Consider the following 19,308-nt stretch of genomic DNA (forward strand, 5'->3'; position numbering starts at 1 on the left):
GAAGGAACCCATATGAACCGTATCCGCAAGGGCGACCAAGTGGTCGTCATCTCCGGCAAGGACAAGGGCAAGCGTGGCGACGTCGTGCGCGTGGCTGGCGACAAGGTCGTCGTGTCCAACATCAATGTCGTCAAGCGCCACACCAAGCCGAACCCGCAGCTCGGCCAGGCCGGCGGCGTGATCGAGCGCGAAGCGCCGATCCATATTTCGAACGTCATGCTGTTCAACCCTGCCTCCGGCAAGGGCGAGCGCATCGGCTTCAAGGTCCTGGAGGATGGACGCAAATTGCGTGTGTTCCGCTCCAGTGGTGAATCGATCGACGGCTGATAGGCCGTCCGAGGAAATGTCATGACCCGGCTTGAAAAGATTTACAAGGACGAAGTGGTGCCGAAGCTGATGAAGCAGTTCGGCTACACCAATCCGATGCAGGTGCCGAAGCTTTCCAAGGTCACGCTCAACATGGGCGTGGGCGAGGCGGCGGCGAACAAGAAGATCCTCGAGAACGCGGTGGCCGACATGGCCAAGATCTCCGGCCAGAAGCCGTTGGTCACCAAGTCGCGCATCTCGGTGGCGTCGTTCAAGATCCGCGACGGCTGGCCGATCGGCTGCAAGGTCACCTTGCGCCGCGCCCGCATGTTCGAGTTCCTCGATCGCCTGATCAACATCTCGCTGCCGCGCGTCCGCGACTTCCGCGGCGTGTCGGGTCGTTCGTTCGACGGCCGCGGCAACTTCAACATGGGCGTCAAGGAACAGATCATCTTCCCGGAGATCGATTTCGACCAGGTCGACGCCATGCGCGGCATGGACATCGCGATCACCACCACGGCGAAGACCGATGCCGAGGCCAAGGCCTTGCTCGAAGCCTTCCGCTTCCCGTTCCGCAACTAAGGGCACGACATCATGGCAAAGACCTCGATGGTCAACCGCGACGTCAAGCGCGCCAAGCTCGCGAAGCAGCATGGCGCGAAGCGTGCTGCGCTGAAGAAGATCATCTCCAGCACGACCGCGTCGTACGAAGAAAAGATGGAAGCCGTGGTCAAGCTGCAGAAGCTGCCGCGCGATTCCTCGGAAAGCCGTCAGCGCACGCGTTGCGCGATCACCGGCCGTCCGCGTGGCGTCTACCAGAAGTTCGGCCTGGGGCGGAACATGCTCCGCAAGGCGACGATGAACGGTGACGTCCCGGGCCTCCGCAAGGCGTCCTGGTAACAAGTTCCAAGTAGAAGTATTCGCATCCCGCGGATATCGGTGCACTCAAAGGTAATATTTCAATGAGCATGACTGATCCCATCGCCGACATGCTGATCCGCATCAAGAATGCGGCCGCCGTCGGCAAGCCGGCTGTTTCGATGCCGTCGTCCAAGATCAAGGTCGCGATCGCGAAGGTCCTCGAGGAAGAGGGTTACATCGCGTCGTCGCGCGTGACCAAGGATGGCGCCAAGTCGGTCCTCGAAATCGCGCTGAAGTACTACGAAGGCAAGCCGGTCATCGAGCGCCTCCAGCGCGTCTCGAAGTCCAGCCTCCGCCAGTACCGCGGCAAGGACGCGCTGCCCAAGGTCCTCGGTGGCCTCGGCGTGGCCATCATCTCCACCTCGAAGGGCATCATGACCGACTCGCAGGCACGCCAGCAGGGCGTCGGCGGCGAAGTCCTGTGCGTCGTGGCTTAAGGGAGTAACGACTATGTCGCGCGTCGCCAAGCAACCGATTGCCCTGGCCAAGGGCGTCGAAATGAACATCCAGGCCGAGAACGTGAGCGTCAAGGGCCCGAAGGGCACCCTGTCGATCGCCAAGCCGGCCGGCGTCGAAGTCAAGATCGAAGACGGCAATGCGCTGCTCTCGGTCAACGACCCGGCGCTCCTCCCGATGGCCGGTACGCTCCGCGCCATCCTCGCGAACATGGTGCAAGGCGTCAGCCAGGGCTTCGAGCGCAAGCTCGAGCTGGTCGGCGTCGGTTACCGTGCCGCGATGCAGGGCTCGGACCTGAACCTCTCGCTGGGTTTTTCCCACCCGGTGCTGTTCAAGGCCCCCGAAGGCATCACCATCGCCACGCCGACGCAGACGGAAATCGTCGTGTCCGGCGCCGACAAGCAGCGCGTCGGCGAAGTGGCGGCGAAGATCCGCGGTTTCCGTCCGCCGGAACCGTACAAGGGCAAGGGCGTCAAGTACGCCGGCGAGAACATCATCCGCAAGGAAGCCAAGAAGGCCTAAGCGGCTTTCAGCTTTCGGAGACATACGCATGAACAAGAAACCCGCCCGCCTGCGCCGCGCCAAGTCGACCCGCGCGCACATCCGCGAACTCGGCGTGCCGCGCCTGTCGGTGCTGCGCACCGGCCAGCATCTGTACGCCCAGCTCTTCACCGCCGACGGCTCCAAGGTCCTGGCTTCGGCCTCGACCGTGCAGTCCGACGTGCGCGAAGGCCTGAAGAACGGCAAGAACGCCGACGCCGCCGCCAAGGTCGGTCGCGCGATCGCCGAGAAGGCCAAGGCTGCCGGCGTCGAGAAGGTCGCGTTCGACCGCTCGGGCTACCGCTACCACGGCCGCATCAAGGCGCTCGCCGATGCTGCCCGCGAAGGCGGCCTGCAGTTCTGAGGTCTCAGGCAACTTTTCAACCGTCGATACGGTCGGTATCGGACGCGAACGGGAGTTCTCCCGTTCGTGGTGCACCCGCGACACACCAACAACTCTAAGCGGCCACAAGCCGTAAATTCCTTAACTACCGAGACAAGACAATGGCAGAACAACGTGAATCGCGAGGCCGCGATCGCAATCGCGACCGCGAAGAAGTCGATGACGGAATGATCGAAAAGCTGATCGCGGTCAACCGCGTCAGCAAGACCGTCAAGGGCGGTCGCCAGTTCACCTTCACCGCGCTGACGGTGGTGGGCGACGGCAACGGCAAGGTCGGCTTCGGTTACGGCAAGGCGCGCGAAGTGCCGGTCGCGATCCAGAAGTCGATGGAATACGCCCGCAAGAGCTTCATCAACGTGGACCTCAACAACGGCACGCTTTGGCACGCCGTCAAGTCGCGCCACGGCGCTGCGAACGTCTTCATGCAGCCCGCCTCCGAAGGTACCGGCGTCATCGCCGGCGGCGCGATGCGCGCCGTGCTCGAAGCGGTCGGCGTCAAGAACGTGCTGGCGAAGGCCGTCGGTTCGCGCAATCCGATCAACCTCGTTCGCGCAACGCTGCGCGGCCTGGGTGAGACGAGCTCGCCGAACAAGATCGCGTCCAAGCGCGGCAAGAAGGTGGAGGACTTGAACCATGGCTAAGTCGCCCGCAAACACTGGCGGCACCGTCAAGGTTCGCCTCGTCAAGGGCCTCCGCGGCACGCAGGCGCGTCATCGCCTGTCGGTGCGCGCCCTCGGCCTCAACAAGCTCAACGATGTGCGCGAGCTGAAGGACAGCCCGCAGGTGCGTGGCCTGATCACGCAGCTGCACTACCTCGTTCGCGTAGAGGAATAAGCACATGCGCATGAATACCCTCAAGCCCGCCGACGGCGCCCGCCAGGAACGCACTCGCGTCGGTCGCGGCATCGGCTCCGGCCTCGGCAAGACCGCGGGTCGCGGCCACAAGGGCTCGTTCGCCCGTAGCGGCAAGGGCAAGATCAAGGCCGGCTTCGAAGGCGGCCAGATGCCCATGCAGCGTCGCCTGCCGAAGATCGGCTTCCGTTCGAAGCTGCTCAAGGACACGGCCGAAGTGCTGCTGTACCAGCTGGACAAGCTGGACGCCGGCACGATCGACATCGCCGCGCTGCGCGCCGCGAAGCTCATTCCGCAGGCCGCCCGCAAGGTGAAGGTCGTGAAGAAGGGCGACGTGACCAAGAAGTTCGTGCTCCAGGGCCTGATGGCCACGGCTGGTGCGAAGGCCGCGATCGAAGCGGCCGGCGGCCAGGTCGGGGAGTAAGCGACGCATGGCGCGAGGCGCAGCGGCGAATCTCGGTGGCGGGCTCGGTAAATTCACCGAGCTCCGTCAGCGCCTGTTGTTCGTTCTGGGCGCGTTGATCGTCTATCGCATCGGTTGCTACATCCCGGTGCCGGGCGTCAACCCGCAGGCGATGATCCAGCTCATGGAGTCGCAGAAGGGCACGATCGTGGACATGTTCAACATGTTCTCGGGTGGTGCGCTCCAGCACTTCAGCCTGTTCGCGTTGAACGTGGTGCCTTACATCTCGGCGTCGATCGTCGTCCAGCTGATGACGCAGATCCTGCCCAGCTGGAAGGCGATGTCGAAGGAAGGCGAGTCCGGTCGCCGCAAGATCACGCAGTACTCGCGTCTCGGCGCGGTGTTCCTCGCCGTCGTGCAGGCCGGTTCGATCGCGTGGGCGTTGCAGCACCAGGTGTCTTCCGGCGGCATGCCGGTGGTCTACAACCCGGGCCCCGGGTTCGTGATGACCGCGGTGGTTTCGCTGACCGCAGGCACGATGTTCCTGATGTGGCTGGGTGAGCAGGTGACCGAGCGCGGCATCGGCAACGGTGTGTCGCTGATCATCTTCGCCGGTATCGTCTCCGGCCTGCCGGGCGCGGTGCTCACCACGTTCGAACAGGCACGCAACGGCGACATCTCCGCGTTGCAGGTGATGTCCATCGCGCTCATCGTGCTGGCCTTCACGTTCCTCGTCGTGTTCGTCGAGCGCGGGCAGCGCCGGGTCACGGTCAATTACGCGCGCCGCCAGGGTGGCGGTCGCAACGCGTACATGAACCAGACTTCGTTCCTGCCGCTCAAGCTCAACATGTCGGGCGTGATCCCGCCGATCTTCGCGTCGAGCCTGATCATGTTCCCGGCCACGGCGTCGACCTGGTTCGGCCAGGCGGGGCAGGCCAACTGGATGCAGCGCGCCGCGCAGGCGCTGGCGCCGGGTGAGCCGCTGCACATGATCCTGTTCGCTGCGCTGATCATCGGCTTCGCGTTCTTCTACACGGCGCTGGTGTTCAACTCGCAGGAAACGGCCGACAACCTCAAGAAGTCGGGCGCGCTGATTCCGGGCATCCGTCCGGGCAAGGCGACCGCGGACTACATCGATGGCGTGCTGACCCGTTTGACGGGCGCCGGCGCGGCCTACCTGGTGCTGGTCTGCTTGCTTCCGGAAGTGATGCGCACGAAAATCGGCGCCTCCTTCTACTTCGGCGGCACCTCGCTGCTGATCGTGGTCGTGGTGGTGATGGACTTCATGGCGCAGGTCCAGGCGCACCTGACGTCCCATCAGTACGAAAGCCTGCTGAAGAAGGCGAACCTCAAGGGTTCGCGCGGCCTCACCGGCCGCTGATCGAAACGACGTGGAACCGGCCTGGCCGGTTCCGCACCCGACCCGGGTTTCGCCCGGGTCGACAAGGGCGACTCGCGCGGCGGTCTCGTGCGCGGGTGGATCCGGACCAGACCGCGCGCCGGAGTAGCGCGCGGGGCAAGGGCAGGGCGGGGTTCGCCGTCATGTCCGGGCAGTCCGGAATCCGTCGCCGGAGCATGGGCACACTCCCCATGCCGGGTTCAGGGCCTTCGGGCTCGGGACTTCCAAGTTCCACGAGACCACGCTAAACTTTCATGTTCCCTTGCCGGGTCGAACACGTCCGGCGGCCATCAGTTTTGGAGATCGCGTTATGGCGCGTATTGCGGGCGTCAACCTGCCTGCCCAGAAGCACGTCTGGGTCGGGTTGCAAAGCATTTACGGCATCGGCCGTACCCGTTCGAAGAAGGTCTGCACCGCTGCGGGCGTTGCTTCGAACACCAAGATCCGCGACCTGTCCGAGCCGGACGTCGAGCGCCTGCGCTCCGAGGTCGGCAAGTACGTGGTCGAAGGCGACCTGCGTCGTGAAGTCGGCATGGCCATCAAGCGTTTGATGGACCTGGCGTGCTATCGCGGCCTGCGTCACCGCCGTGGTCTCCCGCTGCGCGGCCAGCGCACCCGGACCAATGCACGCACCCGCAAGGGTCCGCGCAAGGCCATCAAGAAGTAAGGAACCCACACCATGGCCAAGCCGGCAGCTGCCGCAAAAACGAAGAAGAAGATCAAGCGCGTCGTCACCGACGGCGTTGCGCACGTCCACGCTTCGTTCAACAACACCATCGTCACGATCACCGACCGCCAGGGCAACGCGCTCTCGTGGGCGACTTCGGGCGGCGCGGGTTTCCGCGGTTCGCGCAAGTCGACGCCGTTCGCCGCCCAGGTCGCCGCCGAAAAGGCCGGCCGTGCTGCGCTCGACTACGGCGTGAAGTCGCTGGAAGTTCGCATCAAGGGCCCGGGTCCGGGACGTGAGAGTGCCGTTCGTTCGTTGAACAACGTCGGCTACAAGATCACCAACATCATCGACGTGACGCCCATCCCGCACAACGGGTGCCGTCCGCCGAAAAAGCGCCGCGTCTGAGGAGCTGAAGAAAAATGGCTCGTTATATTGGTCCCACCTGTAAGCTCGCCCGTCGCGAAGGCGCCGATCTCGGCCTCAAGTCGCCGGCACGCGCGCTCGATTCCAAGTGCAAGCTGGAGCAAAAGCCCGGCCAGCACGGCGCCACCGCCCGCAAGGGCAAGCTGTCCGACTATGCGACCCAGCTGCGCGAAAAGCAGAAGGTCAAGCGCATCTACGGCCTGCTGGAGCGTCAGTTCCGCAACTACTACAAGAAGGCGTCCACCAAGAAGGGCAACACGGGTGAAAACCTGCTGCAGCTCCTCGAGACGCGCCTGGACAACGTCGTTTATCGCATGGGCTTCGCCGTCACCCGCCCGGCCGCGCGCCAGCTGGTGTCGCACCGTGGCGTCACGGTCAACGGCAAGCCGGTGAACCTGCCGTCGTACGCCGTCAAGGCCGGCGACGCGATCGCGCTCTCCGAGCGCGCGCAGAAGCAGCTTCGCGTGCAGGAATCGGTCACCGTCGCGCAGCAGATGGATCTGTCGCCGGCTTGGGTCGAAGTCGACGCGAAGAAGTTCGCCGGCGTGTTCAAGGCCGTGCCGGACCGCGCCGAATTGCCTGCAGACATCAACGAAGCGCTGATCGTCGAGTTGTATTCGAAGTAACGGTTCACGCTGCATCAGGCATGCGATCAGACGTGGTCGCGTGCCGCCCTATTGGAGACGTTACAACATGACGGTTACCGCAAACCAAGTCTTGCGCCCCCGCGGTCCGCAGATCGAGCGGATCGCCGAAAACCGCGCCAAGGTCGTGATCGAGCCGCTGGAGCGCGGTTACGGCCACACGCTCGGCAACGCGCTGCGTCGCGTGCTGCTGTCTTCGATCCCCGGCTTCGCGATTACGGAAGTCGAGATCGACGGCGTGCTGCATGAGTACACCACGGTCGAAGGCCTGCAGGAAGACGTGCTCGAGGTGTTGTTGAACCTCAAGGACGTCGCGATCCGCATGCACACCGGCGATTCGTCCACGCTCAACCTTGCCAAGCAGGGTCCGGGCGTCGTCACCGCCGGCGACATCAAGACCGATCACAACGTCGAGATCCTGAATCCGGCGCACGTGATCGCGCACCTCACCAAGGACACGGCGCTCAACATGCGCCTGAAGATCGAGCGTGGGTTCGGCTACCAGCCGGCCGCCGCCCGTCGTCGTCCGGACGAAGAGACCCGCGCGATCGGTCGCCTGATGCTGGACGCGTCGTTCTCGCCGGTCCGCCGCGTTGCGTACGCCGTTGAAGCGGCGCGCGTCGAGCAGCGCACCGACCTGGACAAGCTGGTCCTCGACATCGAAACCAACGGCACGATCGACGCCGAGGAAGCCGTGCGCACCGCCGCCGACATCCTCAGCGACCAGCTGTCGGTGTTCGGCGATTTCACCCACCGCGACCGCGGTGCGGCGAAGCCGCAGGCGAGCGGCGTGGATCCGGTGCTGTTGCGCCCGATCGACGACCTCGAGCTGACGGTGCGTTCGGCCAACTGCCTCAAGGCCGAGAGCATCTACTACATCGGCGACCTGATCCAGAAGACGGAAGTCGAGCTGCTCAAGACCCCGAACCTCGGCAAGAAGTCGCTGACCGAGATCAAGGAAGTCCTCGCGCAGCGCGGCCTTTCGCTCGGCATGAAGCTCGAAAACTGGCCGCCGGCCGGCATCGCCTCGCACGGGATGATGGGCTAAGCAGCATCGATGCCTGCGCGGTTTTTCCGCGCAGGCATTTGTCGTAAACAGCAACACCCGACGCGGTCATAACCGCGCGGCGCGCCGCCCACGGAGGGTCGGCCAGGGCCAGCGTAGCCCGAGCGTCAACGCCAGGATGGCGACAGCGAAAGCCAACGACTCAAGATTCCAAAGGAAACCAACCCATGCGCCACAAGAAAGCCGGACGCAAGTTCAGCCGCACCAGTGCCCATCGCGATGCGATGTTCAGCAACATGGCGGCCTCGCTGTTCAAGCACGAATTGATCCGTACCACGCTGCCGAAGGCGAAAGAACTTCGCCGCGTCGCGGAGCCGCTCATCACGCTCTCGAAGATCGACGGCGTCGCCAACCGCCGCCTTGCGTTCTCGCGCCTGCGCGACAAGGAAGCGGTCGGTAATTTGTTCACCATCCTCGGTCCGCGCTACGCCTCCCGTCCGGGCGGCTACCTGCGCATCCTCAAGTGCGGCTTCCGCGCCGGCGACAACGCGCCGATGGCGTATGTCGAACTGGTCGACCGCCCCGAGGCGGCCACCGAGTAATCGGTTGCTACAACGCGATACCAGGAACCCCGGCCTCGCGCCGGGGTTTCTTTTTTGGCGAACGCAGGACGCGGGCCACTTCCCATCCGGCGCAAGCTCAGCCACGCTTGCGCGCATGAACGACAAAGCCGCCGCCTCCGCCTTCCGCATTCGCTTCCTGATCGGGTTCGTCGCCTGCGCGGCGCTGATCGGGTTCGCGCTGTTCTCGCAGCAACACTGGCATCTCAACCCGTGCCCGCTGTGCATCTTCCAGCGCATTGCGTTCGCGGTGTTGGGGCTCGCATTCCTGATCGGCGGCCTCATCGCGCCGCGCGGCACCACCGGGCGACGCGTCCTCGGCGTCATCGCACTGATCCCCGCACTCGCGGGCATCGGCATCGCAGGCCGTCATGTGTGGCTGACGCACCTTCCGCCGGATCAGGTGCCTGCCTGCGGCCCGCCGCTGGAATTCATGATGGACGCCAGCCCCTTCGCCGACGTCGTCCGCCAGGTGCTCACCGGTTCGGGCGAATGCGCCAAGGTCGACTGGCAGTTCCTCGGCCTGTCGATGCCGGCGTGGGCGCTGCTCTGGTTCGTGCTGCTGACGGGCCTGATTGCGATGAGCGCATTCCGCCGCCGCTGAACGGTGCGTTCCGCCGGTTGCGGGCGACCCGCCGCCGGCCCATGATGCGACGACGCACTGCAACATTTCGGCGTCGTCCATGGCAAATCCCGATCGCTCGCTGCATCCCGTGAACCTTCCCGCCGACTGGGCGCCGGACAGCTGGCGCGCGCGTCCGGCGACGCAGATGCCGGTATATCCGGATGCAGCCGCGTTGCAGGAAGCGCTGCGCGAACTGCGCGCGCTTCCGCCGCTCGTCACCTCGTGGGAAATCATCGCGCTCAAGCAGCACCTGGCCGACGCGCAGGAAGGCAAGCGCTTCCTGCTGCAGGGCGGCGACTGCGCGGAGAGTTTCTCCGAGTGCAATTCCGATGTGATCTCCAATCGCCTGAAGGTGTTGCTGCAGATGAGCCTCGTGCTCGTGCACGGCCTGCGCCTTCCGGTCGTGCGTGTCGGTCGCTTCGCAGGGCAGTACGCCAAGCCGCGCTCGACCGACGATGAAACCCGCGAAGGCGTGACGCTTCCGAGCTACCGCGGCGACATCGTCAACGCCCCTGGCTTCACCGCCGCCGAGCGCGTGCCCGATCCGCGTCGCATGATCAAGGCGCACGCGCGTTCGGCGATGACGATGAATTTCGTGCGCGCGCTGATCGATGGCGGCTTCGCCGACCTCCACCATCCCGAGTATTGGGACCTGCGGTGGGTGGGCCACTCGCCGCTCGCCGACGAATACCACCGCATGGTGGCGAGCATCGGCGACGCCGTGCGCTTCATGGAAACGCTGTCCGGTTCGCAGGTGCACAACCTCAACCGCGTCGACTTCTACACCGCGCACGAAGCGTTGCTGCTGCCGTACGAAGAAGCGCAGACGCGCCAGGTGCCGCGCCAGTGGGGCTGGTTCAACCTCAGCACGCATTTCCCGTGGATCGGCATGCGCACGGCTGCGCTGGATGGCGCGCACGTCGAATATTTCCGCGGCATTCGCAATCCGATCGCGGTGAAGGTCGGGCCGAGCGCGACGCCCGATGCGTTGATGAAACTGATCGACGTGCTCAATCCGGAAGACGAACCCGGCCGCCTGACGCTCGTGCATCGCATGGGCGCCACGCAGATCGGCAGCAAGTTGCCGGCGCTGCTGGATGTCGTGCGCCGGGAAGGCCGCCGCGTCCTGTGGGTCTGCGATCCGATGCACGGCAACACCGAAAGCACGGCCAACGGTTACAAGACGCGCCGCTTCGGAAACATCCGCAACGAGTTGGAGCAGGCGTTCGAATTGCATGCCGTCGCCGGCACGCGCCTGGGCGGTGTGCACCTGGAATTGACCGGCGAAGACGTCACCGAATGCCTCGGCGGCGCGCGCGAGCTCACCGAAAGCGATCTGGTTCGCGCGTATCGCTCGACCGTCGATCCGCGCCTGAATTACGAACAGGCGCTGGAAACCGCGATGCTGATCGTGCGCAAGCAAGCGCAATTGATGCAGCCGGTGCAGGCGTGAGGCGTGCGTTGATCGCCATCGCCGCGGCGACGTTCGCGGCGAGTGCCCTCGCGGCCAATCCGACACTTCAAACGCAGGACAGCGGCGTCACCGTGCGCCTGCGCGGGATCTCCGCGGTCGACGCGAACGTCGCATGGGCGAGCGGACGCGAAGGCACCGTGCTGCGCACCATCGACGGTGGCGAACACTGGACCAACGTGTCGGTGCCCGACGCGAAGGCGCTCGACTTCCGCGATGTCGAAGGCTTCGACGCGAACACCGCCGTCGTGCTGAGCATCGGGCCGGGCGAGGTGTCGCGCGTGTATCGCACCGAAGACGGCGGCAAGTCGTGGAAGCTCGCGTTGAAGAACGACGACGAGCGCGCGTTCTTCGATTGCATGGTGTTCGAGGGTCAGAACGGCTGGATGCTGGGCGATCCGGTCGACGGGCGGTATCAGATTCGCGAAACCACTGATGGTGGACGCACGTGGGCGTTGCAGGCGAACGGCCCCGAAGCGTTGAAAGACGAAGCCGCGTTCGCGGCGAGCGGGACCTGCATCGCGCGCGGCACGAAGGGCCAGTTGTACATCGCCGGCGGTGGCGCGGCTTCGCGTCTCCAGGCGAGGAGCGCAGACGCTTGGGTCGCACACGCAACCGACATGCCCAATCGCATTCCCGCGGCCGGCATCTTCTCGATCAGCAACGCGGTCGGACCGCGCTCGCTGCTCGTCGGCGGCGACTTCGAGCACGAAACACAAGGCAGCGCTGCGTTCCTCGACCAGGGCGCAGATGGCCCGGCGGTGAAGATGTTGCCGCCGCCGCCCGGCTATCGCTCGGGCGCGGCGTGTTTCTCCGGATCACTGTGCATCGCGGTCGGCCCGACGGGTGTCGAGGCGATCGACGCGCCGCCAGGCGGCGCGCAGGCCACGTGGCGGCCCCTGTCGAAGACCGGCTACGACGCGATCGATCGCGCCGGCATGACCGCGTGGGCGAGCGGCGACAAGGGCCGCATCGTCCGCATCACTTTTTCGTCGAAGCTGCAGCCGGCATCGTCGCCGTCGACCCCGTAGCCGGTTCGGCCGTCGTCCACACGGGCATCGCGCTCGCCTTCGAAGACGGCAACGCCGTCTTGCCAAGGGTCACCGTCGGCGCGAACGTCGGCGCGCGCCGCAGCTTGCTGCGCTGCTCGTACGCATAGCCGACCGACAACAACTTCGCTTCGCTCCACGCCGGCCCGATGAACACCACGCCGATCGGCAAGCCGTGGCTTTCGCCCATCGGCACCGTCAGGCTCGGATAACCCGCGACCGCCGCGGCGCCGTACCCCGCGCCGACGAAGTGATCGCCGAGCACCAGGTCGGTCGGCCACGCGGGCGACATCGCCGGCGCGATCAACACGTCGACGCTCGCGTCCTTCATCGCCGCATCGATGCCTGCGGGACCGGCGAGGCGACGCGCCTCCGCCCTCGCTTCGAGGTACGCCGGATCGCCGAGCGGCCCCTTCGCATTGGCCTTCTCGAAGATCTCCTGGCCGAAGTAGGGCATCTCTTCATTCGCGTGCTGCTTGTTGAATTCCATCAACTGCACGAGCGTTTTCGGCGCCACGTCGTGCTTCTGCAAATAGTTCTCCAGGCCCGCCTTGAATTCGAACAACAACACTTCGAATTCCGGTTTGTCCCACTCGCCCTTCGTCTTGATGTCGGCATCGACGACTTGCGCGCCCGCGGACTTCAACGTGGCGACCACGCGTTCCATCGCCGCATCGACATCCGGATGGAAGCCCATTTCGTTGCGCAGGATGCCCACGCGCAAGCCTTGCAGCGCATTCGCGTCCAGGCGCTTCTCGTAATCGAACACGGCCTTGCCGACGCTGTTGGCCGTCGCCGCGTCGCCGTCATCGCGACCGACCATCGCCGACAGCATCGCCGCCGCATCCGACACCGTGCGCGTCATCGGCCCTGCGGTGTCCTGGCTGCTGGAAATCGGAATGATGCCGTCGCGGCTCACCAGGCCCACGGTCGGCTTCAAACCGACGAGGCCCGCAACCGACGACGGGCAGATGATGCTGCCATCGGTTTCGGTCCCGACGCCGACGGTCGCGAGGTTCGCCGCGATCGCGGTGCCCGTACCCGCACTGGAGCCGCAAGGATTGCGATCGAGCGCATAGGGGTTTTTCGTCTGTCCACCGCGGCCGCTCCAGCCCGAGGTCGCGCGCGTCGAACGGAAGTTGGCCCACTCGCTGAGGTTGGTCTTGCCGAGGATCACCGCGCCCGCGGCGCGCAGGCGCTGCACGAGGAACGCATCGCGCGCCGGCTTGTTGTCGGCCAGTGCGAGCGAGCCACCCGAGTTCACCATCGGCACCGCGTCGATGTTGTCCTTCAGCAACACGGGAATGCCGTGCATCGGCCCGCGCACGTTGCCGGCCTTGCGTTCTGCATCGAGCGCGTCGGCTTCGGCGAGCGCCTTGGGATTGAGTTCGATGACCGAATTGAGCGTCGGGCCCGCCTTGTCGATCGCCGCGATGCGATCCAGGTACGCCTGCGTCAGTGCGTGGCTCGTCAGGTCGCCCTTCGCCATGCGTTGCTGCAGTCCGGTGATGTCGGCTTCGTCGAAGGCGAAGGCGGGCACCGTCGAGGCAACGGGTGCATCGGGTTTCGCAGGCGTGGGCGCGGCCGCCTTCTGGGCCGGATCACGCGGCTGGCAGCCCGTGGCCGCGAGTAGGGCGAGGGCAAGCAAGGCAAGGCGCATGGCAAGTTCCCCTAAGCGGCGATTGCCGCGAACGCGGAGCATCGCGCGGCGGGCGGGGGGCCGCAACTCGGGGGGTGGTCGGCCTTCCGGCCTCAAGGGCGAACTGCGCGCCGGGTCACACGTTCTGAAGTGGCATGACGATAAAAAAGGCAGCCGGCGGAGGCTGCCTCAGGCGGCGTTGTTGGCGTCAGTTGATGCCAAAGTCGTGTTCGCGCATCGCTTCTCTCCTTCGTGTTGAGGTGAGATCGAAGCTATTTCCAAGCACCACCTTCGTCAATCGCATTCTTCTGCTTCAAGACGTTTCACCCGCGCGAAGTGGTGAATCTCTTACTTCCGGCGTTTCACCAAGTCGCGCGCCAACACCCAAACCACGATGACGTTGATCGCAAGCACCGCAACCGAAATCCAACCCGGATGCCGGATCAGCGCATAGATATCGAACGGCAGGTAGATGGCCGCGGCGAGGCAGCCGAGCAACGAGGCCCACGCTTTGTCACGCCACAGGCCCCACGCTTCGATCAGGTGCAGCACACCGTACGCAGCCACCGCCAAGGCGGCGAGATGGACGGAGTGTGGGTTGATCGCACTGGCGAGCCACGCCATTGCGCCGTGGTCGGTGTCGAGCTGGAAGCGCGAGATCAGTTCATGCACCCATCGCTTCAGCGGAATGGGGCCGATCAGTTCCAGGCCGCTCGCGGCAGACAGCGCGAGCAAGCCCTTGATCGCTTCGATCACCGCGATCGCCCGCAGGCCCGGATGGGCCCGCGGGTCTTGCACGTAATGGGTCGTGCGCTCCGCGTCCACGCGTTGCGCCGATTCGCGCATCACGCAGCGCGCGAGGCGCGCTTGCGGTCGGTTTCGGTGCGGGACTTCTTGCGAAGGCGGATCGCCTTCGGCGTGATCTCGACGAGTTCGTCGTCGTCGATGAATTCCAGCGCCTGCTCCAGCGAGAACTTGATCGCCGGGATCAGGCCTTCATCGTCGTCCTTGCCGGACGCGCGGAAGTTGGTGAGCTGCTTGCCGCGCAGCGCATTGACGGTCAGGTCGTTGTCCTTGGAATGGATACCGACGATCTGGCCTTCATAGATCTCCTCGCCCGGCTCGATGAAGAGGCGGCCGCGTTCCTGCATCGCCATCTGCGCGTACGCAGGCGACGGGCCGGTGCCGTTGGAGATCAGCACGCCGTTCTGGCGCTGGCCGATCTGGCCTTCCGCCTTCGGGCCGTAATGGTCGAAGACGTGGAAGAGCATGCCGGTGCCGGCGGTGATCGTGCGGAACTCGGTCTGGAAACCGATCAGCCCGCGCGCGGGGATCAGGTAATCCAGGCGCACGCGGCCCTTGCCGTCGGGTTCCATGTTCTGCAGCAGCGCCTTGCGCTCGCCGAGGCGGCCCATCACGCCGCCCTGGAATTGTTCTTCCATGTCGACGACGAGCGATTCGAACGGCTCGGACACCACGCCGTCGATGGTCTTGATGATCACTTCCGGGCGCGAAACCGCGAGCTCGTAGCCTTCGCGACGCATGTTCTCGATCAGGATCGACAAATGCAGTTCGCCGCGGCCGCTGACCTTGAACTTGTCGGCGTCGCTGGTGTCTTCGACCTTCAGCGCGACGTTGTGCTGCGTCTCGCGCGTGAGGCGGTCGCGCAGCTGGCGCGAGGTGAGGAACTTGCCGCCGCTGCGATCCTTGACGCCCGCGAACGGCGAGTCGTTGACCTGGAAGGTCATCGAGATCGTCGGTTCGTCGACGGTGAGCACCGGCAGTTGTTCGACGGCCGTCGGGTCGCACAGCGTGTCGGAGATGCCGAGACCTTCGATGCCGGAGAACGCGATGATGTCGCCGGCCTGCGCTTCGGGCACTTCCACGCGCTCCAGGCCCATGAAGCCGAGCACCTGCACGACCTTGCCGTTGCGCGTCTTGCCTTCGCGATCCATGACGGTGACCGTCTGGTTCGTCTTGACCTTGCCGCGCTGGATGCGGCCCACGCCGATGATGCCGACGTAGTTGTTGTAGTCCAGCGAGGTCACGCGCATCTGGAACGGGCCGTCCGGATCGACCGGCGGCGCGGGCACGTGTTCGCAGATCGTTTCGAACAGCGCGGTCATGTCGCCGTCGCGCACGCTCTCGTCCATGCCGGCGTAGCCCTGCAGGCCCGAGGCGTAGACGGTGGTGAAGTCGAGCTGGTCGTCGGTGGCGCCGAGGCGGTCGAACAGGTCGAAGGTCTGGTCGAGCACCCAGCTGGCGCGCGCGCCGGGGCGGTCGACCTTGTTGACCACGACGATCGGCTTGAAGCCCATCGCGAACGCCTTCTGCGTCACGAAGCGCGTCTGCGGCATCGGGCCGTCCATCGCGTCGACGAGGATGAGCACCGAGTCGACCATCGACAGCACGCGCTCCACTTCGCCGCCGAAGTCGGCGTGCCCGGGCGTGTCGACGATGTTGATGCGCCACACCTCGCCCGTCTTCGGGTTGGTCCAGCGGATCGCGGTGTTCTTCGAGAGGATCGTGATGCCACGTTCCTTTTCGAGGTCGTTGCTGTCCATCACGCGGTCCGGGACCACGGCGCGCTCGTTGAGGGTGCCGGACTGCTTGAGCAGCTGGTCGACGAGGGTGGTCTTGCCATGGTCGACGTGGGCGACGATGGCGATGTTGCGGAGGCGTTCGACGGAAACGGACATGATGAATGCGCGCCGGTGGAGGCGCGAGGGCGCTTGAGAGAGCCGGCGAGTATACCCGTAGGCGGGGGCGAAACACTGACTGGAGTATCCTCGGCGGCTTTCCCGCAGGAGCCCCCGCATGTCCCTGATCGCCGTCTTCGAAACCGCCCGTGGCCCCATCCGCATCGAATTGGCCCCCGACAAGGCCCCGCTGACGGTGGCCAACTTCGTGAACCTCGCCAAGCGGGGCTTCTACGACGGGCTCGACTTCCACCGCGTCATCGCCGATTTCATGGTCCAGGGCGGCTGCCCCGAGGGCTCCGGCCGTGGCGGCCCGGGCTACCGCTTCGAGGACGAGACCAGCAATGGCCTGCGCCACGACCGCGGCGTGCTCTCGATGGCCAATGCCGGCCCGAACACCAACGGCAGCCAGTTCTTCATCACCCACGTCCCGACCCCCTGGCTCGACGGCAAGCACACCGTCTTCGGCAAGGTGATCGAGGGCATGGACGTGGTCGACGCCGTGAAGCAGGGCGACAAGATCGAGCGCGTGCGCATCGAGGGCGACGCCGACGCCGTGCTGGCCGCCAAGGCCGACCGCGTGGCGGAGTGGAACAAGATCCTCGCCGCGTAACCCGCTTCAGCCTTCCCAGCGCAAGGTGTCGAACATCCTCGACACCTTCGCGCCATCGCGCGGGAAGTAGTACTCGCGCGGTGCGATGAAGATCGCCAGTGCCAGGCCCTTGTCGTGTTCGAACATCGCGACCAGGCCCTGGTACTGCAATCCTTCCGAAGTCTGCAGGTCGACATCGAACCGCAGTCCCGCGTGCCCGCCGAAGGTGGCCGGCCGCAAGTTCGAAGGCGAGACGCCGACGAACCCCGCGTTGAGCAAACCGTCGGCGACGAGGTCGCGCAGTTCATCCTCGCGCATGCCCTTGTGGTAGTACGGCGCATCCGGCCGGCGCTTGCTTTCGCGCTGCCCGAGGAAGATGTAGTCGCCGTCCTTCACCGTGTGGATCAGGTAGAGCAGGTTCAGCAGCTCGCCGTCGATCGTCCACAGTTGCGAGCGATTGGACGTCGCGCGCGTCCACTCCATTTCGCTGTTCAGCACGAGCTTGCCGGCGCGCACTTGCCCCGGTTGCACGAGTCGGCTGGTTCCGCCGGAGGCGCAGGCGGCAAGCAGCAACGCGATACCGCACGCCACGATGGCGTTGCGGACGAGGAACCATCGACGCATCAGTTCGTGCCTCCGAGTTTGTCGAGCGCGCGCTGCACGAAGGCGCGATCGTCCGCCTTCGGTGCATTCTGCAAATACGTCTGCAAGGCCACGCGCGCTTCGGCGCCGCGGCCCTGTTCTGCGAGTGCGTAACCGTGTTCGCGCCATGCGCCGGGCGGCGCGCCGGGCAGGGCGATCGCGCGCGCATAGAGTTCGGCGGCCTTCTTGTCGTCGCCGGGATCGTCGTGGCGTCGATACGCTTCGCCGAGATAGAACGTCAGCATGCCCTTGTCTTCCTGCGGGGAATCGTCGAGCAACTCCTGGATCACCAATTGCGAGCTCGCATAACGGCGCTGCGCAAGTTCGGCGACCAGCCAGTTCTCGAGGAACGGGCGCGTCGCTTCGCGGTACTGCGCCTTGTTGCGCGTGCTCGGCGGATTCGGCACTGCAGCAGCTGCGGCACGCACGTCGGCGAGGCGTTCTTCGGTCGCCGGGTGCGAGGCGAACACCGTGCTGCGGCTGATGTACTTCAGCGTATTTTCTTCGCGCAACATGCGGCCCCACACGTCGGCGCCGGCGCGCGGATCCCAGCCCTGCGCGACGACGGCTTCGAAACCGAGCTTGTCGGCTTCGCGTTCCATGTCGCGGCTGAACTTGAAGATCGCGGCGTAGATGCCCAGCGAGCCGAGCATCGCGGTGTTTGGGAATCCCGCGCCGTAGGCGAGTACCTGGAACGCGCTGAGGAACGCACTGGTGTCCTTCATGCGCCGCCATTGCCGCAGCGTGTGTTGCGCGCGGAAGTGGCCGACTTCGTGGCCGAGCACGAAGGCGAGTTCGGCTTCGTCGCGCATGCGCAGCAACGCGCCCGTCCACACGATCATCGTGCCGTTGGGCGCCATGCTCGCGTTGAAGGCGGGCACGTTCATGATGTAGACGCGCAGGTCGTCGCAATAGCCGGCCGACGCGCGGCACGCGACGTCCTTGACGTAGGCATTGAGCGCCGGATCGCGCACGCGCATCGGCGAACGCTGGAGTTCTTCCTCCGCCTTCTCCATCGCGTACCAGAGTTCGTCCTCGTCCGTGCCCGCCACCGGGCGCGAGCCGGGTTGGTTCGCGCGCATCGGTTGCTGCGTGGCGCAGCCGGCGAGCGCCGTGAACAGGGCGGCCGCGAGGCACACCTTCGCGACCTGGCGCCTCATCGCTTGATCCCCTTGAGCAGGTCGCCCGCGGTTTCCTGTGCGCCGGCCTCGTCGCGCAGGTCGCCGGCCTGGTCGACCAGCAGGTTGTGCCAGACCACCTGGCCGGTGCGCAGGTCGACCAGCGAAGCCAGGCCCAGTTGCTGGCCGCCGCCGATGTCGCCGCCGAGCAGGAGGAAGCCGATCACGCGCATCGCGGCGCGCCCGCCGCTGGTGTAGCTGTCGCGGACGTAGGTGAACAAGGCGTAGTCCGCGCCCGTGGCTTCGCGAAGCGTCGCCACGCCGGGGCCGAGGGTCCAGTCGAACTTGTCGTGCTTGTTGCGCAGCGCGCCGGGGCGACCGTAGTTCAGGATGCTGATCGAGACGGCCTGGTTCAGCAGGTAGAGCTGCCGCATGTGGTTTTCCGGGCCGGCGTCCTTGGGCAGGTAGAAGTCGGGCTTCAGCGTGAAGCCGACCGCCTCCAGGCGCTGGCGCGCGGCGTCGGGGAAGTTCTTGCGCGCCGCTTCGGTCCACGCCTTGCGCGGTTCGGCCATGCCGCCCGCGCCGACGGCGTACAGCTCGATGTCCGGTTCGATCAGGACCACGGTGGTGCCCGACATGACCACGGGTTTCCCGGCGTCGTCCTCGACCTGCCGCACCTGCGTCGACATGCAGCCCGGCAGGGCGGCAAGGATCAGCAGGAGCAGGAGGAAAACGATGGAAAACCCGCGCCCGGCGGGCCGGCGCACTGCGGCCGACAGCATCCCCTGTGCTAGCATTTCCGGCTTCCTTCCGGCTGTTTCTGGCAGCCG

General features: G+C 65.7%; 25 protein-coding genes. 19 read left to right on the top strand and 6 right to left on the bottom strand.

Features of this window, described 5'->3' with window-relative positions:
* Positions 1-12 precede the first annotated feature (12 nt).
* The 18 genes from rplX to GN331_RS07080 all read left to right on the top strand — a co-directional run bounded on the left by rplX (position 13) and on the right by GN331_RS07080 (position 11,770).
* Positions 13-327: a 50S ribosomal protein L24 gene (gene rplX / locus GN331_RS06995; RefSeq protein ID WP_156641291.1), complete on the top strand. Its 315-nt coding sequence runs from the start codon at positions 13-15 to the stop codon at positions 325-327.
* 21 nt (positions 328-348) lie between these two features.
* On the top strand, positions 349-888 hold the full coding sequence (rplE, locus tag GN331_RS07000) for a 50S ribosomal protein L5 (protein ID WP_156641292.1): 540 nt from the start codon (positions 349-351) through the stop codon (positions 886-888).
* A 12-nt stretch (positions 889-900) separates the two neighbouring features.
* Entirely contained in the window at positions 901-1,206 is a 306-nt protein-coding gene (gene rpsN / locus GN331_RS07005) for a 30S ribosomal protein S14 (RefSeq protein ID WP_156641293.1), read from the top strand.
* 62 nt (positions 1,207-1,268) lie between these two features.
* A complete protein-coding gene (gene rpsH, locus GN331_RS07010; RefSeq protein ID WP_156641294.1) occupies positions 1,269-1,664 on the top strand; it encodes a 30S ribosomal protein S8 in 396 nt (131 codons plus the stop codon).
* 13 nt (positions 1,665-1,677) lie between these two features.
* A complete protein-coding gene (gene rplF, locus GN331_RS07015; RefSeq protein ID WP_156641295.1) occupies positions 1,678-2,205 on the top strand; it encodes a 50S ribosomal protein L6 in 528 nt (175 codons plus the stop codon).
* A gap of 28 nt (positions 2,206-2,233) precedes the next feature.
* Positions 2,234-2,587 carry a 50S ribosomal protein L18 gene (gene rplR, locus GN331_RS07020; protein WP_156641296.1) on the top strand — a complete coding sequence of 118 codons (354 nt, stop codon included), beginning with the start codon at positions 2,234-2,236 and terminating at the stop codon, positions 2,585-2,587.
* A gap of 140 nt (positions 2,588-2,727) precedes the next feature.
* A complete protein-coding gene (gene rpsE, locus GN331_RS07025) occupies positions 2,728-3,267 on the top strand; it encodes a 30S ribosomal protein S5 (RefSeq protein WP_156641297.1) in 540 nt (179 codons plus the stop codon).
* Positions 3,260-3,460, top strand: a complete 201-nt coding sequence (gene rpmD, locus GN331_RS07030; RefSeq protein ID WP_156641298.1) for a 50S ribosomal protein L30 — start codon at positions 3,260-3,262, stop codon at positions 3,458-3,460. The genes rpsE and rpmD overlap by 8 nt, the downstream gene beginning before the upstream one ends.
* Before the next feature lie 4 nt (positions 3,461-3,464).
* Complete coding sequence (rplO, locus tag GN331_RS07035; protein WP_156641299.1) at positions 3,465-3,902, top strand: 50S ribosomal protein L15; 438 nt, start codon at positions 3,465-3,467, stop codon at positions 3,900-3,902.
* A gap of 7 nt (positions 3,903-3,909) precedes the next feature.
* A complete protein-coding gene (gene secY / locus GN331_RS07040) occupies positions 3,910-5,262 on the top strand; it encodes a preprotein translocase subunit SecY (RefSeq protein ID WP_156641300.1) in 1,353 nt (450 codons plus the stop codon).
* Positions 5,263-5,590: 328 nt separating this feature from the next.
* Entirely contained in the window at positions 5,591-5,947 is a 357-nt protein-coding gene (rpsM, locus tag GN331_RS07045; RefSeq protein WP_156641301.1) for a 30S ribosomal protein S13, read from the top strand.
* A 12-nt stretch (positions 5,948-5,959) separates the two neighbouring features.
* Positions 5,960-6,355 (top strand): 30S ribosomal protein S11, encoded by a 396-nt coding sequence (gene rpsK / locus GN331_RS07050; RefSeq protein WP_036167714.1) that lies wholly within the window; start codon positions 5,960-5,962, stop codon positions 6,353-6,355.
* Positions 6,356-6,369: 14 nt separating this feature from the next.
* Positions 6,370-6,999: a 30S ribosomal protein S4 gene (gene rpsD / locus GN331_RS07055; RefSeq protein WP_036167712.1), complete on the top strand. Its 630-nt coding sequence runs from the start codon at positions 6,370-6,372 to the stop codon at positions 6,997-6,999.
* Positions 7,000-7,066: 67 nt separating this feature from the next.
* Positions 7,067-8,065: a DNA-directed RNA polymerase subunit alpha gene (locus GN331_RS07060; RefSeq protein ID WP_156641302.1), complete on the top strand. Its 999-nt coding sequence runs from the start codon at positions 7,067-7,069 to the stop codon at positions 8,063-8,065.
* 185 nt (positions 8,066-8,250) lie between these two features.
* Entirely contained in the window at positions 8,251-8,625 is a 375-nt protein-coding gene (gene rplQ, locus GN331_RS07065; protein WP_156641303.1) for a 50S ribosomal protein L17, read from the top strand.
* A 115-nt stretch (positions 8,626-8,740) separates the two neighbouring features.
* Entirely contained in the window at positions 8,741-9,247 is a 507-nt protein-coding gene (locus GN331_RS07070) for a disulfide bond formation protein B (protein ID WP_156641304.1), read from the top strand.
* A 109-nt stretch (positions 9,248-9,356) separates the two neighbouring features.
* A complete protein-coding gene (locus GN331_RS07075) occupies positions 9,357-10,721 on the top strand; it encodes a class II 3-deoxy-7-phosphoheptulonate synthase (RefSeq protein ID WP_425489280.1) in 1,365 nt (454 codons plus the stop codon).
* Positions 10,718-11,770, top strand: coding sequence for a WD40/YVTN/BNR-like repeat-containing protein (locus GN331_RS07080; RefSeq protein WP_156641306.1), 1,053 nt, complete (start codon positions 10,718-10,720; stop codon positions 11,768-11,770). The genes GN331_RS07075 and GN331_RS07080 overlap by 4 nt, the downstream gene beginning before the upstream one ends.
* On the opposite strand, the gene GN331_RS07085 is transcribed toward GN331_RS07080, so the two are convergent.
* The 3 genes from GN331_RS07085 to typA form a co-directional block, all read right to left on the bottom strand.
* Positions 11,721-13,448 (bottom strand): amidase, encoded by a 1,728-nt coding sequence (locus GN331_RS07085; protein WP_156641307.1) that lies wholly within the window; start codon positions 13,446-13,448, stop codon positions 11,721-11,723. The two genes, GN331_RS07080 and GN331_RS07085, sit on opposite strands and share 50 nt — an antisense overlap.
* Before the next feature lie 327 nt (positions 13,449-13,775).
* Positions 13,776-14,273: a DUF2127 domain-containing protein gene (locus GN331_RS07090; RefSeq protein ID WP_156641997.1), complete on the bottom strand. Its 498-nt coding sequence runs from the start codon at positions 14,271-14,273 to the stop codon at positions 13,776-13,778.
* Positions 14,273-16,126: a translational GTPase TypA gene (typA, locus tag GN331_RS07095; protein WP_156641308.1), complete on the bottom strand. Its 1,854-nt coding sequence runs from the start codon at positions 16,124-16,126 to the stop codon at positions 14,273-14,275. The genes GN331_RS07090 and typA overlap by 1 nt, the downstream gene beginning before the upstream one ends.
* A 118-nt stretch (positions 16,127-16,244) precedes the next feature.
* Between typA and GN331_RS07100 the strand changes: the two genes are divergently transcribed.
* A complete protein-coding gene (locus GN331_RS07100; protein ID WP_156641309.1) occupies positions 16,245-16,739 on the top strand; it encodes a peptidylprolyl isomerase in 495 nt (164 codons plus the stop codon).
* Between the two features lie 6 nt (positions 16,740-16,745).
* Here the strand turns inward: GN331_RS07100 and GN331_RS07105 are convergent, their stop codons facing one another.
* Genes GN331_RS07105 through GN331_RS07115 form a run of 3 tightly spaced genes read right to left on the bottom strand, consistent with a single transcriptional unit; the run spans position 16,746 to position 19,275 of the window.
* Positions 16,746-17,342, bottom strand: coding sequence for a hypothetical protein (locus GN331_RS07105; protein WP_156641310.1), 597 nt, complete (start codon positions 17,340-17,342; stop codon positions 16,746-16,748).
* Entirely contained in the window at positions 17,342-18,520 is a 1,179-nt protein-coding gene (locus GN331_RS07110) for a M48 family metallopeptidase (protein ID WP_156641311.1), read from the bottom strand. Before GN331_RS07110 ends, GN331_RS07105 begins: the two co-directional genes overlap by 1 nt.
* On the bottom strand, positions 18,517-19,275 hold the full coding sequence (locus GN331_RS07115) for a hypothetical protein (RefSeq protein ID WP_156641312.1): 759 nt from the start codon (positions 19,273-19,275) through the stop codon (positions 18,517-18,519). The genes GN331_RS07110 and GN331_RS07115 overlap by 4 nt, the downstream gene beginning before the upstream one ends.
* Between the last annotated feature and the right edge of the window lie 33 nt (positions 19,276-19,308).

Source organism: Noviluteimonas gilva (genome assembly GCF_009740395.1).
GTDB classification, from domain to species: Bacteria; Pseudomonadota; Gammaproteobacteria; order Xanthomonadales; family Xanthomonadaceae; genus Noviluteimonas; species Noviluteimonas gilva.

What these genes read in the sequence shown, in the direction of transcription:
- rplX (WP_156641291.1), top strand. Translation starts at nt 13, where the DNA reads ATGAACCGTATCCGCAAGGGCGACCAAGTGGTCGTCATCTCCGGCAAG.
- rplE (WP_156641292.1), top strand. Translation starts at nt 349, where the DNA reads ATGACCCGGCTTGAAAAGATTTACAAGGACGAAGTGGTGCCGAAGCTG.
- rpsN (WP_156641293.1), top strand. Translation starts at nt 901, where the DNA reads ATGGCAAAGACCTCGATGGTCAACCGCGACGTCAAGCGCGCCAAGCTC.
- rpsH (WP_156641294.1), top strand. Translation starts at nt 1,269, where the DNA reads ATGAGCATGACTGATCCCATCGCCGACATGCTGATCCGCATCAAGAAT.
- rplF (WP_156641295.1), top strand. Translation starts at nt 1,678, where the DNA reads ATGTCGCGCGTCGCCAAGCAACCGATTGCCCTGGCCAAGGGCGTCGAA.
- rplR (WP_156641296.1), top strand. Translation starts at nt 2,234, where the DNA reads ATGAACAAGAAACCCGCCCGCCTGCGCCGCGCCAAGTCGACCCGCGCG.
- rpsE (WP_156641297.1), top strand. Translation starts at nt 2,728, where the DNA reads ATGGCAGAACAACGTGAATCGCGAGGCCGCGATCGCAATCGCGACCGC.
- rpmD (WP_156641298.1), top strand. Translation starts at nt 3,260, where the DNA reads ATGGCTAAGTCGCCCGCAAACACTGGCGGCACCGTCAAGGTTCGCCTC.
- rplO (WP_156641299.1), top strand. Translation starts at nt 3,465, where the DNA reads ATGCGCATGAATACCCTCAAGCCCGCCGACGGCGCCCGCCAGGAACGC.
- secY (WP_156641300.1), top strand. Translation starts at nt 3,910, where the DNA reads ATGGCGCGAGGCGCAGCGGCGAATCTCGGTGGCGGGCTCGGTAAATTC.
- rpsM (WP_156641301.1), top strand. Translation starts at nt 5,591, where the DNA reads ATGGCGCGTATTGCGGGCGTCAACCTGCCTGCCCAGAAGCACGTCTGG.
- rpsK (WP_036167714.1), top strand. Translation starts at nt 5,960, where the DNA reads ATGGCCAAGCCGGCAGCTGCCGCAAAAACGAAGAAGAAGATCAAGCGC.
- rpsD (WP_036167712.1), top strand. Translation starts at nt 6,370, where the DNA reads ATGGCTCGTTATATTGGTCCCACCTGTAAGCTCGCCCGTCGCGAAGGC.
- GN331_RS07060 (WP_156641302.1), top strand. Translation starts at nt 7,067, where the DNA reads ATGACGGTTACCGCAAACCAAGTCTTGCGCCCCCGCGGTCCGCAGATC.
- rplQ (WP_156641303.1), top strand. Translation starts at nt 8,251, where the DNA reads ATGCGCCACAAGAAAGCCGGACGCAAGTTCAGCCGCACCAGTGCCCAT.
- GN331_RS07070 (WP_156641304.1), top strand. Translation starts at nt 8,741, where the DNA reads ATGAACGACAAAGCCGCCGCCTCCGCCTTCCGCATTCGCTTCCTGATC.
- GN331_RS07085 (WP_156641307.1), bottom strand. Translation starts at nt 13,448, where the DNA reads ATGCGCCTTGCCTTGCTTGCCCTCGCCCTACTCGCGGCCACGGGCTGC.
- GN331_RS07090 (WP_156641997.1), bottom strand. Translation starts at nt 14,273, where the DNA reads ATGCGCGAATCGGCGCAACGCGTGGACGCGGAGCGCACGACCCATTAC.
- typA (WP_156641308.1), bottom strand. Translation starts at nt 16,126, where the DNA reads ATGTCCGTTTCCGTCGAACGCCTCCGCAACATCGCCATCGTCGCCCAC.
- GN331_RS07100 (WP_156641309.1), top strand. Translation starts at nt 16,245, where the DNA reads ATGTCCCTGATCGCCGTCTTCGAAACCGCCCGTGGCCCCATCCGCATC.
- GN331_RS07105 (WP_156641310.1), bottom strand. Translation starts at nt 17,342, where the DNA reads ATGCGTCGATGGTTCCTCGTCCGCAACGCCATCGTGGCGTGCGGTATC.
- GN331_RS07110 (WP_156641311.1), bottom strand. Translation starts at nt 18,520, where the DNA reads ATGAGGCGCCAGGTCGCGAAGGTGTGCCTCGCGGCCGCCCTGTTCACG.
- GN331_RS07115 (WP_156641312.1), bottom strand. Translation starts at nt 19,275, where the DNA reads ATGCTAGCACAGGGGATGCTGTCGGCCGCAGTGCGCCGGCCCGCCGGG.